At 64.4% G+C, this 15,156-nt stretch carries 16 protein-coding genes; 3 read left to right on the top strand and 13 right to left on the bottom strand.

The features are described 5' to 3' along the window. Positions 1 to 13: 13 nt before the first annotated feature. The gene (locus JQ635_RS14310; RefSeq protein ID WP_211410515.1) at positions 14 to 1,072 is read right to left on the bottom strand and encodes a phosphotransferase family protein; all 1,059 of its coding nucleotides are present in this window, start codon (positions 1,070 to 1,072) and stop codon (positions 14 to 16) included. Positions 1,073 to 1,216: 144 nt separating this feature from the next. Beyond that, complete coding sequence (locus JQ635_RS14305) at positions 1,217 to 2,452, bottom strand: acyl-CoA dehydrogenase family protein (protein WP_211410514.1); 1,236 nt, start codon at positions 2,450 to 2,452, stop codon at positions 1,217 to 1,219. A 213-nt stretch (positions 2,453 to 2,665) separates the two neighbouring features. On the opposite strand from JQ635_RS14305, the gene JQ635_RS14300 reads away from it, so the two are divergent. After that, positions 2,666 to 3,337 carry a TetR/AcrR family transcriptional regulator gene (locus JQ635_RS14300; protein ID WP_211410513.1) on the top strand — a complete coding sequence of 224 codons (672 nt, stop codon included), beginning with the start codon at positions 2,666 to 2,668 and terminating at the stop codon, positions 3,335 to 3,337. A 192-nt stretch (positions 3,338 to 3,529) separates the two neighbouring features. Here the strand turns inward: JQ635_RS14300 and JQ635_RS14295 are convergent, their stop codons facing one another. From JQ635_RS14295 to JQ635_RS14260, 8 genes are all read right to left on the bottom strand, one after another. After that, positions 3,530 to 3,922, bottom strand: coding sequence for a RidA family protein (locus JQ635_RS14295; protein ID WP_211410512.1), 393 nt, complete (start codon positions 3,920 to 3,922; stop codon positions 3,530 to 3,532). A gap of 93 nt (positions 3,923 to 4,015) precedes the next feature. Next, positions 4,016 to 4,231 (bottom strand): hypothetical protein, encoded by a 216-nt coding sequence (locus JQ635_RS14290; protein ID WP_063682708.1) that lies wholly within the window; start codon positions 4,229 to 4,231, stop codon positions 4,016 to 4,018. A gap of 175 nt (positions 4,232 to 4,406) precedes the next feature. After that, positions 4,407 to 5,282, bottom strand: a complete 876-nt coding sequence (locus tag JQ635_RS14285; protein ID WP_211410511.1) for a 3-keto-5-aminohexanoate cleavage protein — start codon at positions 5,280 to 5,282, stop codon at positions 4,407 to 4,409. Positions 5,283 to 5,491: 209 nt separating this feature from the next. Next, positions 5,492 to 6,721: a CaiB/BaiF CoA transferase family protein gene (locus JQ635_RS14280; RefSeq protein WP_211410510.1), complete on the bottom strand. Its 1,230-nt coding sequence runs from the start codon at positions 6,719 to 6,721 to the stop codon at positions 5,492 to 5,494. 163 nt (positions 6,722 to 6,884) lie between these two features. Further along, the gene (locus tag JQ635_RS14275; protein ID WP_211410509.1) at positions 6,885 to 8,105 is read right to left on the bottom strand and encodes an MFS transporter; all 1,221 of its coding nucleotides are present in this window, start codon (positions 8,103 to 8,105) and stop codon (positions 6,885 to 6,887) included. Positions 8,106 to 8,239: 134 nt separating this feature from the next. Next, positions 8,240 to 9,067 carry a 3-keto-5-aminohexanoate cleavage protein gene (locus JQ635_RS14270; protein ID WP_211410508.1) on the bottom strand — a complete coding sequence of 276 codons (828 nt, stop codon included), beginning with the start codon at positions 9,065 to 9,067 and terminating at the stop codon, positions 8,240 to 8,242. Between the two features lie 109 nt (positions 9,068 to 9,176). Next, positions 9,177 to 10,574 (bottom strand): MFS transporter, encoded by a 1,398-nt coding sequence (locus tag JQ635_RS14265; protein ID WP_211410507.1) that lies wholly within the window; start codon positions 10,572 to 10,574, stop codon positions 9,177 to 9,179. Positions 10,575 to 10,846: 272 nt separating this feature from the next. Further along, entirely contained in the window at positions 10,847 to 11,530 is a 684-nt protein-coding gene (locus JQ635_RS14260) for an NUDIX hydrolase (protein WP_246583539.1), read from the bottom strand. A gap of 167 nt (positions 11,531 to 11,697) precedes the next feature. Here JQ635_RS14260 and JQ635_RS14255 point away from each other — a divergent pair, with 167 nt between their 5' ends. Then, complete coding sequence (locus tag JQ635_RS14255) at positions 11,698 to 12,744, top strand: SPFH domain-containing protein (protein ID WP_211410505.1); 1,047 nt, start codon at positions 11,698 to 11,700, stop codon at positions 12,742 to 12,744. Then, the gene (locus tag JQ635_RS14250; RefSeq protein WP_211410504.1) at positions 12,728 to 13,663 is read left to right on the top strand and encodes a sugar kinase; all 936 of its coding nucleotides are present in this window, start codon (positions 12,728 to 12,730) and stop codon (positions 13,661 to 13,663) included. Before JQ635_RS14255 ends, JQ635_RS14250 begins: the two co-directional genes overlap by 17 nt. A gap of 5 nt (positions 13,664 to 13,668) precedes the next feature. Here JQ635_RS14250 and JQ635_RS14245 read toward each other — a convergent pair whose 3' ends face one another. The 3 genes from JQ635_RS14245 to JQ635_RS14235 all read right to left on the bottom strand — a co-directional run. Beyond that, on the bottom strand, positions 13,669 to 13,872 hold the full coding sequence (locus tag JQ635_RS14245) for a hypothetical protein (RefSeq protein WP_211410740.1): 204 nt from the start codon (positions 13,870 to 13,872) through the stop codon (positions 13,669 to 13,671). A 161-nt stretch (positions 13,873 to 14,033) separates the two neighbouring features. Further along, positions 14,034 to 14,978: a GDP-L-fucose synthase gene (gene fcl / locus JQ635_RS14240; RefSeq protein ID WP_211410503.1), complete on the bottom strand. Its 945-nt coding sequence runs from the start codon at positions 14,976 to 14,978 to the stop codon at positions 14,034 to 14,036. After that, positions 14,959 to 15,156, bottom strand: a 198-nt coding sequence (locus JQ635_RS14235; RefSeq protein ID WP_211410502.1) for a GDP-mannose 4,6-dehydratase, incomplete at its 5' end; no start/stop codon positions are given. The genes fcl and JQ635_RS14235, both read right to left, overlap by 20 nt.

The following is a 15,156-nucleotide window of genomic DNA, read 5'->3' as shown; positions in this document are numbered from 1 at the left end:
GCCTTCGTCATTCCTAAACCGCGCCCGCCTTCTGCGCGTAGTGCCATGAGGCCTGCGACAGCGGCACGGTGCGCTTGGCGGATTCGAGCGCTTTTGCATTCGCGGCGGTGCCGTCGCGGATGCGGCCGGCGATACCCTGCGTGATGCCCGCAAGGCGGAACAGATTGTAGGAGAAATACCAGTTGAGATCCGGGACGCTCATCTGCGTGACGTTGCAGTAGATCTGCGCCGCCTCTTCCAGGCTCGGGATGTTGAGCGCCTTGAGGTCGACGCCCTGCAGGCCCGGCATGATCCACTGCATGAGCAGGTAGGTGAAGTCGGCCATGGGATCGCCGAGCGTCGACAGCTCCCAATCCAGCACGGCCTGCACGCGCGGTTCCGTTGCGTGGAAAATCATGTTGTCGAGACGGTAGTCGCCATGGACGATAGAGACGCGCGCCTGCTCCGGCACGGTCTTGGGCAGCCATTCGGCGACCTTCTCGAACTCCGGAATGTGCTGGGTCTCAGACGCCCGGTACTGCTTGGTCCAGCGGTCGATCTGGCGCGCGAAATAGTTGCCGGGCTTGCCGAAGTCGCCGAGGCCGATCGCGACAGGGTCGAACATGTGGAGCTTCGCCAGCGTCTCGATCTTGCTGGTGAAGATTTTTCGGCGCGCGTCAGGATCCTGGCTCGGCAGCGTCGGATCCCAGAATACGCGGCCCTCCTCCATCGACATGATGTAGAAGGCCGCGCCGATGACGCTGTCGTCTTGGCACAGCGCGTAGGCGCGCGCGACCGGAAAACCCTGCTTTCCAAGGGCTGCAATGACGCGATATTCGCGATCGACCGCATGCGCCGACGGCAGCAGCTTGCCGAACGGTTTTCTGCGCATCACGTAGGAACGCTTCGGCGTGTTGAGGCGATAGGTCGGGTTGGACTGGCCGCCCTTGAACTGCAGGACGACCAGCGGGCCTTCGAAACCTTCGACGTTCTCGCGCATCCACGCCTCCAGGCGCAGCTCGTCGAAACGATGCCGCTCCTCGACCGGCTTGGTGCCCGAGAACTCCTCGTCTTTCCTGACGCCGTCAGCCACGGTGACGCTCCCTCTTCAGTCCTGACCATTTCAGGTCGAGCATGATCCTAGCCGGCCACAGCTGATGCACTTGCGTCAAGCCGTTGTCGACGCGGATCATACCCTGTCGTTTCTTCAAGTCGGGAGCCCGCCTGGCGCCCCCTGTCAATGACTGGGAGAGTTTGCATACTTCCGAAGTTCAAGTCTGGCAATGGCGCGATTGTGCACCTCGTCCGGACCGTCGGCGAGACGGAGCGTGCGGATGTGGGCATAGTCCTTGGCAAGGCCCGCCTCGTCCGAGACGCCGGCGCCGCCAAAGGCCTGGATCGCCTGATCGATGATCTTCAAGGCCATGTTGGGACCTGCGACCTTGATCATGGCGATCTCGAGCTGCGCGGTCTTGTTGCCGACCTTGTCCATCATGTCGGCGGCCTTGAGGCACAGGAGGCGGTTCATCTCGATGTCGGTGCGGGCCTCGCCGATGCGCTGCTCCCACACTGAGTGCTCGATGATCCTCTTGCCGAACGCGGTGCGCGAGGCGAGCCGCTTCACCATCTTCTCCAGCGCCTCCTCGGCCTTGCCGATCGTGCGCATGCAGTGGTGAATACGGCCCGGACCGAGGCGCCCTTGCGCGATCTCGAAGCCGCGGCCCTCGCCGAGCAGGATGTTCTCCTTCGGCACCCGCACGTTCTCGAGCAGCACCTGCGCATGGCCATGCGGCGCGTCGTCGAAGCCGAACACGGGAAGCATCTTCTCGACCTTGATGCCGGGCGTGTCGAGCGGAACCAGGATCTGCGACTGCTGCTGATGCTTGGCGGCCTTCGGATCGGTCTTGCCCATCAGGATCGCGATCTTGCAGCGGGGATCGCCGACGCCGGACGACCACCATTTGCGGCCGTTGATGACGTAGTGATCGCCGTCCTTCTCGATGCGGGTCTCGATGTTGGTCGCGTCGGACGAGGCGACCGCGGGTTCCGTCATCAGGAAGGCCGAGCGGATCTCGCCGTCCATCAGCGGACGCAGCCATTTGCGCTTCTGCTCCTTGGAGCCGTAGCGGATGAACACTTCCATGTTGCCGGTGTCGGGCGCGGAACAGTTGAACACTTCGGAAGCCCAGGTGATGCGGCCCATCTCTTCCGACAGCAGCGCGTATTCGAGATTGGTTAATCCCGCGCCGCGGAATTCATCATCTTCATGCTCGTTCGGCGGCATGAACATGTTCCAGAGGCCTTCGGCCTTCGCCTTCTTCTTGAGGTCCTCCAGCACCGGGATGACCTTCCAGCGCTCACCGCTGCGATCCTGCTCGTCATAGACAGGCACCGCCGGGCGCACGTGCTTGGCCATGAAAGACCGCACGCGGTCGAGCCATTCCTTCTGCTTGGGGGACAGATCGAAATCCATGGGACGCTCCTCGTTTCTCTCTCGCTGGTCGTTTTGCGCCGGACTGTCCTCCCGCCGCGCGCGGCCCGCAAGCGCGAATGCGCTGGCCTTGCGGGCATTGCGGAACCCAGCGCAGTTGCGAACGAGTCCCGATTGCGGATTGACATTTCCCGGCCTTCAAACGATAGTTTCATACAACTGTTTGAATTGCAACTCCCCTCCCAGAGGGCACCCATGGCCAGCGATCATACGAGGTCTGCCATTCTCGCCGCCGCCGAACGGCTCTATGCCGATCGCGGCTTCGGCGACGTGACGCTGCGCGACATCGTCGCGGAGGCCGGCGTCAACCTCGCGGCGGTGAACTATCATTTCGGCTCCAAGGACGAGCTGATCGCGGAATTATTTGTCACCCGCTCGATCGCCACCAACCGCGAGCGCCTGCGCGAATTGAAGGCGGCGGAAGAGCAAGGCGGCGGCCGCGCGCCGATCGAGGTGATCTTGCGCGCGCTGGTGGGGCCGACCTTGCGGGGTTGCCTCGGGCCGGAGAACCAGCGCTCCACCGCGGCGCGCTTCATGATCCGCGCCTCGATCGAATCCGTGCCGCCGATCCGCCGCATCAAGAACCGCGAGATCGACCATCTGCGCAAATTCGCCGGCGCGATGCGCCGCTCCCTGCCCGACCGCAGCGACGTCGATATCTATTGGGGCCTCAACTTCGCGCTCGCCATGGCGCACCACACCATCCGCGAGAGCGAGCGCCTGACAAAACTGTCGGAAGGCAAATGCGACCTCGACGATGTCGAGGACGTGGTCGCGCGCGTCGTCAGCGTGGCGACGATGGCGCTGACGGCGGGACGGACGGAGACCAAGGCGCCCGCGCGTGCATTGGCGCGGGACGCGCGCTGACAGTACGGAACTGGAAGCCGCAATGACGGTGCACTCCCTCGCCCCGTTCTTACGGGGAGAGGGTTGGGGTGAGGGGCCGCTTCCACAAAGACAGAGAAAGTTGGACTCGCGGAGACTCCCCCTCACCCGGAATCCGCGCTACGCGCGCATTCCGGCCTCTCCCCGCAAGCGGAGGGAGGCGAAGCAACCACCTCACATCATCGCGATGCAGTCGATCTCGACGTCGAAGGGAGCGAACCATTCCGGGGTGCAGACGAAGATCCGCGCCGGCGGATCGTGCGGGAAGTATCGGGCGTAGACCGCGTTGAAGGCGGCGAAGTGTTTTGTCGAGGTGCAGTAGACGTTGCACTTCATGACGTTGTCGAGGCTCGCACCGGCCGTCTCGAGGCACAGCTTCATCTGCTCCATGACGAGCTCGCTCTGGCGCTCGATCGGGGCAGCGACGATTTCGCCGGTCTCTGGATCGAATGGCGGCAGGCCGGCCACGAAGATCATGTTGCCGGCGCGCGTCACCGGCGAGGTCGGCGCCTTCCAGCGATCCAGAAACGACGAGATCGGTTCGACGCGGAGCGCTTCGCGTTTCATGGCGGCCACCTTCGGTTCAAGCGAGACTGGTGCCTTGCTACATCATTCTGCAGCCGGCATGCTTCGCTTAAGCTCGAAGTGTGGGTGCGGGAACTACGCCCGCTGCGGCATCTCCTCGGCCTCTTCCTTGGCGAGCAGCAGCAGCATCTCGATGCCCATCTCGCCTTCCTGCGGCGAGCGGATGAACTTTATTTCGTCGGCGCTCTGCCGCAGCGCGGCAATGATGGCGACGGCCTGATTGGCGGTAGCCGCCTCAGTCGCCAGAATGGACTTCTGGTTCTTGGACTGAAACCCGATGGTGTAGGACATTCGTTCCCTCCCGCGCTCAAGTAAAGAGATCGAATCAGAGTCGCGCGCAGAGTGGAAGCCTGTGCGACTACGGACCGGGTTTATCTGGGGATTGCGCGCAAGCTCCACGCAAGGCCGCGCGAGCGCCACGTTGTCGTCACCAGTCTATGCGAGGCGACCGGTGCCGGCACCGTTGTTATGCCAGCCCCAGCATAGCACGCGCGTCCTCCGCGCTCGCAACGCTCGCCCCCAGGCTCTTCAGGATGCCCGCGGCATGAGCGACCAGCTCGGCATTGGTCTTCGCCAGCACGCCCTTGGACATATAGAGATTGTCCTCCATGCCGACGCGGACGTGGCCGCCGAGCAACCAGGCCTGCGCCATCATCGGGAATTCGGCACGGCCGATGCCGAAGCCGGACCAGATCGCGCCCGGCGGCAACAGGCTCCGGGCATAGAACATCGTCTCCGGCGTCGCCGAGAAGCCGTACTTCACCCCGAGCACGAGGGAGAACAGGCCCGGCCCCTTCAGCGAGCCGTCGGCGAACATGTCGCGCGCCAGATGGCAGTCGCCGGAATCGAACAGCTCGATCTCGGGCAGCACGCCGGCCGCCTTCATCCGCTCGGCCATGATGCGGACATTGCGCGGCGTGTTGATCACGACCTCGCCGCCGGAATTCATGGTGTTGAGGTCGAGCGTGCAGATGTCGGGCTTGAGCAGCTCGATATGCTCGACGCGCTTCTCAGGCTGGAGCAGCGTGGTGCCCGGACCGGCGACGCGGGGATCCTCGATCGAGGGCACGAAGCGGCCGCCGGGACCGGTCGTGAGATTGATGACGAGGCTCTTGTTGCGGGCGCGGATTTTCTCGACCACCTCGCGGTAGAGATCGATCTCCATCGAGGGACGGCCTGTCTTGGGATCGCGGACATGGATGTGGGCGATGGCGGCGCCGGCTTCAGCCGCCTCCAGCGCGGATGTCGCGATCTGTTCGGGCGTGATGGGGAGATACGGCGACTGCTCGGGTTTTGTGAGATTACCCGTGATGGCGCAGGTGATGATGGTTTTGCCGGTCATCCGTGATCGTCCTCTATCTCAACGCGATCGCTGCCCTCTTCCCTTCTCCCCTTGTGGGAGAAGGTGGCGCGAAGCGCCGGATGAGGGGTTCTCTCCGCTCGCAAGATCGTTCGTGAGGATAGATACCCCTCACCCGTCTCGCCGCTATCGCGGCGAGCCACCCTCTCCCACAAGGGGAGAGGGGAAGAAGCTTCGCCGCTTCGTCGAAGCTAGATAATCCCCTGCTTCTTCAGCTCTTCGATCTTACCCGCATCATAGCCGAGCTTGCCGCCAAGAATTTCCTGCGTGTGCTCGCCCAGCAGCGGCGGGGCGCGGTAGTTCTTGATCGGGGTTTCCGAGAAGGTCAGCGCGTTGCGGATCAACGACAGCTCCGGCTCGAACTTGTGCTCGCTCTTCACCCGCATGCCGCGCGACTGGACGTGCGGATCGGAGAACACCTGCTCGAAATTGTTGATCGGACCCGACGGCACGCCGGCCTCCTCCAGCTTGTCCAGCCAGTAGGCCACCGGCTTCTTCAGGAACAGACCGGCGAAGATCGCCATGATCTCCTTGCCGTGCACGACGCGGTCATTGTTCTTGATGAAGCGCTTGTCGTTGGCGAGCTCGGGCTCGCCGAGCACGGCGCAGGTGCGCTGGAACTGGCCGTCATTGCCGACCACCAGCATCAATTCGCCGTCGGTGCAGCGGAACACGCCGGCCGGCATGCCGCCATTGCCCCAGGTGCCGCGGCGCGGCGGCGTCTTGCCGTTGACGAGGTAGATCTGTAGCCAGTGCGACAGCGATGCGATCACGGTGTCGAACAGGCAGACGTCGATGTGCTGGCCCTGCCCGTCATTGGCGTCGCGATGGTAGAGCGCCGAGAGAATCCCGATCGAGGAATTCATGCCGGTCATGTAGTCGACAATGGACGGGCCGACCTTCATCGGGCCCTCGCCCGGCTCGCCGTCGATATGGCCGGTGACGCTCATGAGGCCGCCCATCGCCTGCAGGATGGCGTCATAGCCGGCGCGCGGCGCGTAAGGCCCGGTCTGGCCGAAGCCAGTCACCGAGCAATAGATGATGCCGGGATTGATCGCCTTGATGGTCTCGTAGTCGAGGCCGTAGCGCTTGAGATCGCCGACCTTGTAGTTCTCCATGAAGACGTCAACGTCCTTGGCGAGCTCGCGGATGATCGCCTGCCCCTCGGGCTTGGCGATGTTGACGGTGACCGACTTCTTGTTGCGGTTGGCGCAGAGATAGAACGAGTTGTTGTTGTTCGCCTTGCCCTCGGGATCGGTCAAATAAGGCGGGCCGAAGGCGCGCGCGTCGTCGCCGGTGCCCGGCCGCTCGATCTTGATGACCTCCGCGCCGAGATCGCCCAGCATCTGGGCCGACAAGGGCCCGGCAAGCACGCGGGTGAGGTCAAGGATCTTGATGCCTGAGAGCGGCAAGGCCGACATGTCGGTTTCCTCCGGGGAACTGGTGTTGGCGCGGCGGCTGAAAGCGGGCCACGCTCCCTGCGGATACACCATTTTCGTTCCCCGAGCACTGCGCTCCAGGCATACGGCCATCCCTGACCCGGCAGCAGCGGCCCCGCGGCGGCGAATTTCCGCGCCGCGAAGATTACCTCGCCGAGCTCAGGTTTGCAGCCGCTGCGGCCACGCCTGGCCTGCGCCGGCCGAGCATGACCAGGATCAGCACCGTCGCGCAGGAGCAGACGAAGGTGAGACCGAGCGCACTGCGGCTGCCGAACTGGGTGAGCAGGCTGGCCAGCAGCGGCGGAGACAGTGCGGAGGCGAGATTGAGCGGCAATGCGATCATCGACATCGCCTTGGCGAACTCGGCCTGGTCGTAGAACACGAGAGGGATGGTCGCCCGCGCCACCGCCATCGCGCCGCTGCCGGCACCATAGAGCAGGATGAACACCGCGACCGCCCAGGTCGCCCCCTCGCTCAGCATCAAGAGCAGCATGGCGACGGGCAGCGCCGTGCCGGCCACCAGCCCCGTCGTGATTCCGTCCCACCGCCCGCCGCCGAGGAAGTCGAGGCCCCGGGCGCTGACCTGGATCACGCCGAGCATCGAGCCGAACGCGACGGCCTGGGCCGGCGCCAGCCCCTCCGCCCGCAGCAGCTCGATGAACACGGCGCCGAGGCCGAAATTGACGAAGGCATTGAGGGTGATCGCGGAGACGACGAGGCCGAACGTGCTGCGCGCAACCGGCGGCACATCCGCGTGCTTTGCCGGCGTGGGGCCCTCGTCCTCTGCGACGCTCCTGCGCGGCGCGGCCAACGCATAGAGCGGGAGCGAGACCACGATCAGCATGGCGGCGTAGACGAGGCACGTCCAGCGCCAGCCGACGAGGCCGTTCAGGAACGATGTGGCCGGCCAGAAGATGCTGCTCGAAAGCCCCGTCACCAGCATGAGCGCGCCGATCGCGCTCTTGGCCTGCCGCCCGGCGACCTCGTTCAGCATGATATAGGCACCGGTCGAGAGCGTGGCGCTGCCGGCAAGGCCAAAGACGATCCAGGCTGCGAAATAGAGGGCTGGGTCGCGCGCGAAGAACAGAAGCACGAATCCGGGCACGCTGACGACCGTCCCGATCATCATCACCTTGCGTGCCCCATGCCGCGCGAAGGCCTTGGCGAGCCAGGGCGCGCACAGCCCCATGGTGACATAAAGTGTCGAGGTGCCCGCAAACACCATCGGCAGGCTCATGCCGAGATCCGCCGCAAGCTCGCGCCCGATAATGGGCGGAAGCCCGATCGTGCCCCATCCAATGAGCTGGGTGATTGCAAGCACGAGCAGGCCCCCGATGAGCCTGCTGTCAGATTTCAAGAATTGCATTCCAAACGTCGCCTGCCCGGCAGGCGCCGATCACGCCTGTGGTACCCGTCTTAGCCGGAGACTCAGCGCGCGGGAACGCCGGCCACCGAATGGCAGCAGGCAGCCGGAAGCATGTCAGGAGGAGGCAATAGGCCCTATCCCGCGAGGCCGAGCAGGGATCGCGCCTCGGCCGCGGTGGCGACGCGCCGGCCATGGCGCGTGACCGCCTCACAGGCGACGGTCACAAGCTCCGCGTTGCTGGCCGCGAGGCGCGTCTTGTCGATCCTGATATTGTCCTCGAGCCCGGTGCGAACTGCGTCGGCGCCCCGCGCGAGCGCCCAGCCCATGACCTCGGCTTGATGGCGTCCGATCCCGGCAGCCGTCCACGTCGCTTTCGGGATCAGACGCTTGAGCTCTCCCAGGAGGATGTCGAGGACATGCTCGTCCGCAGGCATCGCGTTCTTGACGCCCATGACGAACTGCACATGCGGACGCGAGTCCATCAGTCCCGCCTCGATCAGACGGCGGGCACCATGCAGATGCGACAGATCGAAGATCTCGATCTCCGGCCGGATGCCGTTCGCCTTCATTCCGGTGGCGAGCGTCTCGACCAGAGCAGCGCTGTTCTCGTAGACGATGGTCGGAAAGTTCACCGAGCCCGTGGACAGCGAGGCCATGTCAGGCTTCAGGTAGAGCGACGATCCCCGCGCCGAGGGATCGCGCCCTCGCCCGCCGGTCGAGAACTGAACGATCATCCCCGGACAATGCTTTTTGATCCCCTCCTGCACCAGGGCAAAACGCTCGGGATCGGAGGACGGCGTTTCGTCATCGTTGCGAACATGGATATGGGCAAGCGTGGCGCCGGCCTCGAAGGCCTGGTGCGTCGACTCGATCTGCTCGGACGGCAGGATGGGCACCGCCGGATTGTCCTTCTTGCGCGGAACGGAGCCGGTGATGGCGACAGCAACGACGACGGGGTTCATCCATTGACCTCATGATGATCGCGCTCGCGCGCACAAATAGACCTTTACGTAACGCATGGGGCCCTGCCGCTGCAAACATCATCGTTCGCAGCGGCAGGGCTTTCTTACGTCAGGTCGGGACCGCGGTCGCACCGCCCGCCGCCTCCGCACGCTGCCGCTCATAGTCGGCCCGTGGCATCGGAACGGCCTTGGGATTACCGAGATCGTCGATGCTGATCCGATAGGTCTCCCGGGCCGTAATCGCCGCCAGCGCCGCGATGACCGTGATGCCGAAGGCGATCGCGCCGACGGTCAAGGGAATATTGGCCGAGCCGGGAGGCGCCACGGTCGCAAACAGGGCCGGAAGCAAAGCGGTGATGGTCGTTCCGATGTTCTGCGAGATCGCCATCGCCGACACACGGGTGCGCGTCGGAAACAGCTCCGGGTAGAAGCTCGGGAAGATCGCGTTGTAGCCCTGGTAGACGACGCCCCACATCAGGAGCGACAGCAGGATCGCCAGCGGCACGTTCCTGATGCTGATGGCATAGAGGTAGCCGAAGGCGAGCAAGCCGGAGAGCAGCGCGCCCACGATGATCGGAGGCTTGCGGCCGACCTTGTCGGAGAGATGGCCGACGAAGGGAATGACGAACACGGCCAGCATGTTTCCGAGCACCGGGATCCAGAGATAGACGTCCTTGGCAAAGCCGATGCCGTAGGCCGGCTGCACCGCATAGGCCGCGCCGAAGATGGTCGCAACGACGGGGATGACGTTCATCAGGGCCATGCAGATGACCCTGAGCATGTCGCGCCAGCTCAGCTTGATGGCCTGGACGATGGGCGCCCGCGGCGTTTCTCCCCGTTCGCCCTCGCGGGCAAAGGCAGGGGTTTCGTCGACTTCGCGACGAATGATGTAGCCGGCGACGATGACGAAGAAGCTGAGCAGGAAGGGAATCCGCCAGCCCCAGCTGTTGAAGGCGTCGGTCGGCATGTAGGCCGCCAGCGGTAGGAATACGGCTGCAGCGAGGATCTGTCCGGCCTGCACGCCCTGCAGGGCGAAGCTTGCGTAGAAGCCGCGCCGGCCAAACGGCGCGTGCTCCAGGATCATCGAGCTCGCGCCGGAGATTTCACCGGCCACGGCAAATCCCTGCACCAGGCGCAGGATGACGAGCAGGATCGGAGCGAGGATGCCGACCTGCTGATAGGTCGGCAGGAGGCCAACAGCCATGGTCGAGATGCCCATCAGGAACATGCAGACGATGAGCACGGTCTTGCGGCCATGGGTGTCGCCCCAATGTCCGAGGACGAAGGCGCCGATGGGACGAGCCACATAGCCGACGCCATAGGTCGCCAGTGACGCGACGATGGCGACGGTGGGATTTTCGGACGGGAAGAAGATTTGCGGGAAGATCAGCGAGGCAGCAGTCGCGTAGATGAAGAAGTCATAATATTCGAGAGCCGACCCAATCCAGCCGCTCGCAGCAGCCTTCTTGGACTGACTCCTGTCATGTATCGCGCGAGTCGTGGTCATCTCAGAAATTCCTCCTCTGGGTTTATCGACGTCCCGTTGGCGGGCTTCGTTCGAAATCGGACAGCACTCTCCGGCCACTCTGCGGGGCTTCGCGGAGCGCTTGTCATTGCCGATGGCTGTCTGATTGCTCGCAACAATAGGCTTTCGCCGGGCTAACACAATTACCCAGTTATGCGATAAACCTAACATGATGTTATCTTGGTCGGCGCCCGCCTCCGCCGGGGCGGCGGCCATGCTCGCAGCACGTCGGCTCGGCATTTCGCCGCTAGAGATCATTCCGGAGGATTGAACGTCCGCACGAAATACACGGGCTCCCTGCCCTTCTTCAGGCGATAGAGCTGCGCCGGACGGTTCGGGCCCCGCCGCATCTTCGCGACCGGCTCGATCATGTCGGCCGACAGGATCCGCGTCCGGAAGGCACTCTTCTCGAGGGGGCGGTCGAGCACGATCTCGTAGACGCGCTGCAGGTCCGGCAGCGTGAATTCGGCCGGCATCAGATAGGCCGGCAGCGAGGTGTACTCCACCTTGTTGCGCAGGCGCTGGATTGCGGTTGCCAGGATGTCGCCGTGATCGAAAGCGAGCTTGTCCTTGAGCCTGCCGCCAGGAAGCGGAAACCAGCGCGCATCGGGCGCGAGCTCGCCCGCGTCGTCCGGGATCAGCGCGAAATAGGCGTGCGTCGCCGACCAGCCGCGCGGATCACGCGTTGCACTGCCCCAGCTTCCGAGCTGCTCGAGATAAGGGCTCGTAACTCCGGTCTTCTCCCTGAGCTTGCGGGCGGCACAGGCCGCGAGATCGCGGTCCTTCGCGACGTCGACGAAGCCGCCCGGCAGCGCCCAGCCCAGCGGAAACGGCTCACCCTCACCCGCCGGACGCTGCACCAGCAACACCTGAAGGCTGTCGTTCAGGATCGCAAAGATCACCACATCGACCGTCGTCAGGGGCCGCGGAAAGTCCAATTGTCCAAACTTTCCAAGGTCTTTGCCAAGATCTTTGCCAAGATCTTTGCTCCGAGTCTCCCCTGCCATCGCCAACTCCGCTGTTCGGCCTTGACAGTAGCACACTTAGTTGTACAGTCCAACTTACTTAGTTGTCCAGACCAACTTATAGGATCACGGAGAAAGCCATGTTCGGCGTCAGGTTCATCAAGGCTCAGCCCACCACCTATCTGATGAAATATCGCGCCGGCGCGATCGTCGCCGAAGGCGCCGGACTTTCCGCGCTCTACTACGCGCCGGTGACCATGCTCGTCGCCGTGCCGATCGGCAGCCGCGACGCCTCCTTCATCTTCCAGCAGATCGCGCGCGACTTTCAGACGCTGACCGTGCAGGGCCACGTCACCTATCGCATCAACGAGCCGAAGAAGGCGGCCTCGATGCTCGACTTCACGCTGAAGTCGGACGGCAAGACCTACGAAACCGACGATCCCGAGAAGCTGCCGCAGCGCATCCTCGGCACGGTCGAGGTCCTCGCCCAGCAAGCGGTCAAGGAGCTGACGCTGAAGGACGCGCTGCAGTCCCCCGATCGCATCGCTGATATCATCGAAGCGGGTCTCAGGGCGCGCGCCGACATCGCCGCTCTCGGCCTCGAGATCCTCGGCGTGTCCATTCGCGGCATCAAGCCGACGCCCGACACCGCAAAGGCGCTGGAAGCGGAAGCCCGCGAGGCGATCCTGAAGAATGCGGACGAAGCGATCTTCGCCCGGCGCAACTTTGCCGTCGAGCAGGAGCGCGCCATTCGCGAAAGCGAGCTCGACACCGAGATCGCGGTCGAGCAGAAGAAGCGATCGATCCGCGAGACCCAGATGGACGCCGAGGCGAGCGTCGCCGCAAAGCGCAACGAATTGCGCCAGGCCGGCATGGCCGCGGACATCGTGCTGGAAGGCAAGCGCAAGGATTTCGTCGGCCTCAACGCCGAGAACACCAGGACGCTGGCGGACGCGGAAGCCTATCGTGTCGGCGCGCTGATGAAGATCTTCGAGGGCGTCGACACCCGCGTGATCCAGGCCCTCGCCGCTGCCGGCATGCAGCCGGGGCAGCTGATCGCGCAGGCCTTCTCGGGCATCGCCGAAAAGGCCGAGAAGATCGGCCAGCTCAATGTCTCTCCGGACCTGCTCAGCCAGTTGATGGAGAAGCCGAAGCTGACGGAGGCCGGCAGTGCCCGCCGCCAATGACCGCAAGATCGTGCTGGTGACGCGCAAGACCAGGCTTGAAGACCTGATCGCGCGTTACCTGACGCCGGCGCAGGCGCGCTTCTATGTCGAGCATCTCGGCGCCGACTTCTCCGACTATGAGCGCGAGCACGAGGTGTATCAGGCGCAGCATCGCACGACGCTGCAGGTGCTGGAGCAATGGGGACGCTATCAAATCATCGAGCGCGGCTTCCTGCCCAACTTCATCTTCGCGCCCGATGACATCGTGGTTGCGCTCGGCCAGGACGGCGTCGTCGCCAACACGATGAAATATCTCGACGGCCATCCGCTGATCGGGGTCAATCCAGACCCTGCGCGCTATGACGGCATTCTCCTGCCCTTCGCCCCCCGCGACCTCGCAAAGCTCCTGCCGGATGTCGCCACCGAGAAGCGCGACAGCCAGGCCGTGACGATGGCAGAAGCCCGGCTCAGCGACGGCCAGGTCCTGCATGCCGTGAATGACCTGTTCGTCGGCGCACGCACGCATGTCTCTGCGGTCTACGAGATCGCAGCCGGCGGATTGTCTGAGCGGCAGTCCTCGAGCGGGCTGATCGTCTCGACCGGGCTCGGATCGACCGCCTGGTTCAAGAGCATCGTCACCGGATCGCTCGCAATCGCCGGCAGTTTCGGCCAGCCCTCCCCGCCGGCCAATTACGACGCCCTGCCCTGGGACGCAGCGGAATTGCGCTTCGCCGTGCGCGAGCCCTTCCCCAGCCGCCATTCGCAGACCAGTCTCGTCTGCGGCCGGCTCGCTGGCGCCGAACAATTGCGCATCCGCTCCCTGATGGCGGAAAACGGCGTCATCTTCAGCGATGGCGTCGAAGCCGACCGGCTCGATTTCAATGCCGGCGCCGAGCTCACGATCGGGATCGCCGCGCGGCGCGGGCGGCTGATCGTGTGACGATGTTAGCTCCCGAGCGCATTCTCACCGGCCTCGCGCCCGGGCACACTGACATGGACTTCGTGGCCCTCGCGTAGGGCCAGGGACGCCGCCGCGATCGCCGACTCGAAGGCGGCTTCCTTGGTGGCGTATCTGCTCTTGACATCGCCGTCGTGCAGCACGCCCCATTCGTTCTGCACCGGCACGATCGCGTATTGAGCAAGGCCCATGGTCTCCTCCTCCAGCTCTCTCAAATTCATGCTCTATCGCTGCATGAGCTGCGGATGTGCGGCGTCAGCAGCGCCATGCGATCGGGATCGGCACCAGCATCGGATGGCCCTGCCCGACCGGCCAACTCGCGCTTGCGGCGAAGGTTCCTACTCCCGCGCAGTCACCGCGCGCTCGCCTGATACGCTGCGTATGCCCGTTTCAAGCCGTCGCGAAGCGAGGTCGTGGCGCGCCAGCCGAGCTTGTCGAGGCGGCTGACGTCGAGCAGCTTGCGCGGGGTGCCGTCGGGCCGCGTGGTGTCGAATGAGATCTCGCCACTGTAGCCGACGATGTCGGCGACGACGCGCGCGAATTCGGCGATGGCGATGTCCTCGCCGGCGCCGATATTGACCAGTTCCGCACCGGAATAGGTCTTCATCAGGTGCACGCACGCATCCGCCATGTCGTCGACATAGAGGAACTCGCGCCGCGGCGTGCCGGTGCCCCAGACCACGACATTCTTCGCGCCCGACAGCTTCGCCTCGTGGAAGCGGCGGATCAGGGCGGCGACGACGTGGCTCATTTCAGGATGATAATTATCGCCGGGGCCGTAGAGATTGGTCGGCATCACGTTGATGAAGTTGCATCCGTACTGGCTGCGATAGGCCTCCACCATCTTGATGCCCGCGATCTTGGCGATCGCATAGGGCTCGTTGGTCGGCTCCAGCGGACCTGTCAGCACCGAGTCCTCGCGCAGGGGCTGCGGTGCCAACTTCGGATAGATGCAGGAGGAGCCCAGGAACATCAGCTTCTCGGCGCCGCTCTGATGCGCGGCCTGGATCACGTTCGCGGCGATCGCGATGTTGTCGTAGATGAACTCGGCGCGCAGCGTGTCGTTGGCGACGATGCCGCCGACCTTGGCCGCGGCGAGGAACACCACCTGCGGCCGCACTTTTGCGAACCAGTCGAACACGGCAGCCTGGTTGCGCAGATCAACCTCGTCCCTAGCCACCGTGACGAGCTGGACGTCTTCCCGCTCGAGCCGGCGCACAATCGCGCTGCCGACCATGCCGCGATGGCCGGCGACGTAGACGCTTTTGCCCTTGAGCTCAAACGGTGCGTTGGCCATGGCCTGCGTCCCGCTTCGCCTCGGCCAGATCGCTTCCCATCATCTCCGCGACGAGCTCTGCGAACGTCCGCTTCGGCTTCCAGCCGAGCACCTCGCGCGCCTTGCTGGCATCGCCGACCAGGAGATCGACCTCGGTCGGGCGGAAATAGGTCGGATCGATCTTCACGACCGTCTTGCC

Source organism: Bradyrhizobium iriomotense, from assembly GCF_018130765.1.
Lineage (GTDB): Bacteria > Pseudomonadota > Alphaproteobacteria > Rhizobiales > Xanthobacteraceae > Bradyrhizobium > Bradyrhizobium iriomotense_A.
Note: the sequence above shows the minus strand (reverse complement) of the source record. Positions and strands in the feature narration are given on the sequence as shown.

Excerpts from the sequence above, each read along its gene's own strand:
- JQ635_RS14305 (WP_211410514.1), bottom strand. The coding sequence starts at position 2,452 with ATGGATTTCGATCTGTCCCCCAAGCAGAAGGAATGGCTCGACCGCGTG.
- JQ635_RS14300 (WP_211410513.1), top strand. The coding sequence starts at position 2,666 with ATGGCCAGCGATCATACGAGGTCTGCCATTCTCGCCGCCGCCGAACGG.
- JQ635_RS14295 (WP_211410512.1), bottom strand. The coding sequence starts at position 3,922 with ATGAAACGCGAAGCGCTCCGCGTCGAACCGATCTCGTCGTTTCTGGAT.
- JQ635_RS14290 (WP_063682708.1), bottom strand. The coding sequence starts at position 4,231 with ATGTCCTACACCATCGGGTTTCAGTCCAAGAACCAGAAGTCCATTCTG.
- JQ635_RS14285 (WP_211410511.1), bottom strand. The coding sequence starts at position 5,282 with ATGACCGGCAAAACCATCATCACCTGCGCCATCACGGGTAATCTCACA.
- JQ635_RS14280 (WP_211410510.1), bottom strand. The coding sequence starts at position 6,721 with ATGTCGGCCTTGCCGCTCTCAGGCATCAAGATCCTTGACCTCACCCGC.
- JQ635_RS14275 (WP_211410509.1), bottom strand. The coding sequence starts at position 8,105 with ATGCAATTCTTGAAATCTGACAGCAGGCTCATCGGGGGCCTGCTCGTG.
- JQ635_RS14270 (WP_211410508.1), bottom strand. The coding sequence starts at position 9,067 with ATGAACCCCGTCGTCGTTGCTGTCGCCATCACCGGCTCCGTTCCGCGC.
- JQ635_RS14265 (WP_211410507.1), bottom strand. The coding sequence starts at position 10,574 with ATGACCACGACTCGCGCGATACATGACAGGAGTCAGTCCAAGAAGGCT.
- JQ635_RS14255 (WP_211410505.1), top strand. The coding sequence starts at position 11,698 with ATGTTCGGCGTCAGGTTCATCAAGGCTCAGCCCACCACCTATCTGATG.
- JQ635_RS14245 (WP_211410740.1), bottom strand. The coding sequence starts at position 13,872 with ATGGGCCTTGCTCAATACGCGATCGTGCCGGTGCAGAACGAATGGGGC.
- fcl (WP_211410503.1), bottom strand. The coding sequence starts at position 14,978 with ATGGCCAACGCACCGTTTGAGCTCAAGGGCAAAAGCGTCTACGTCGCC.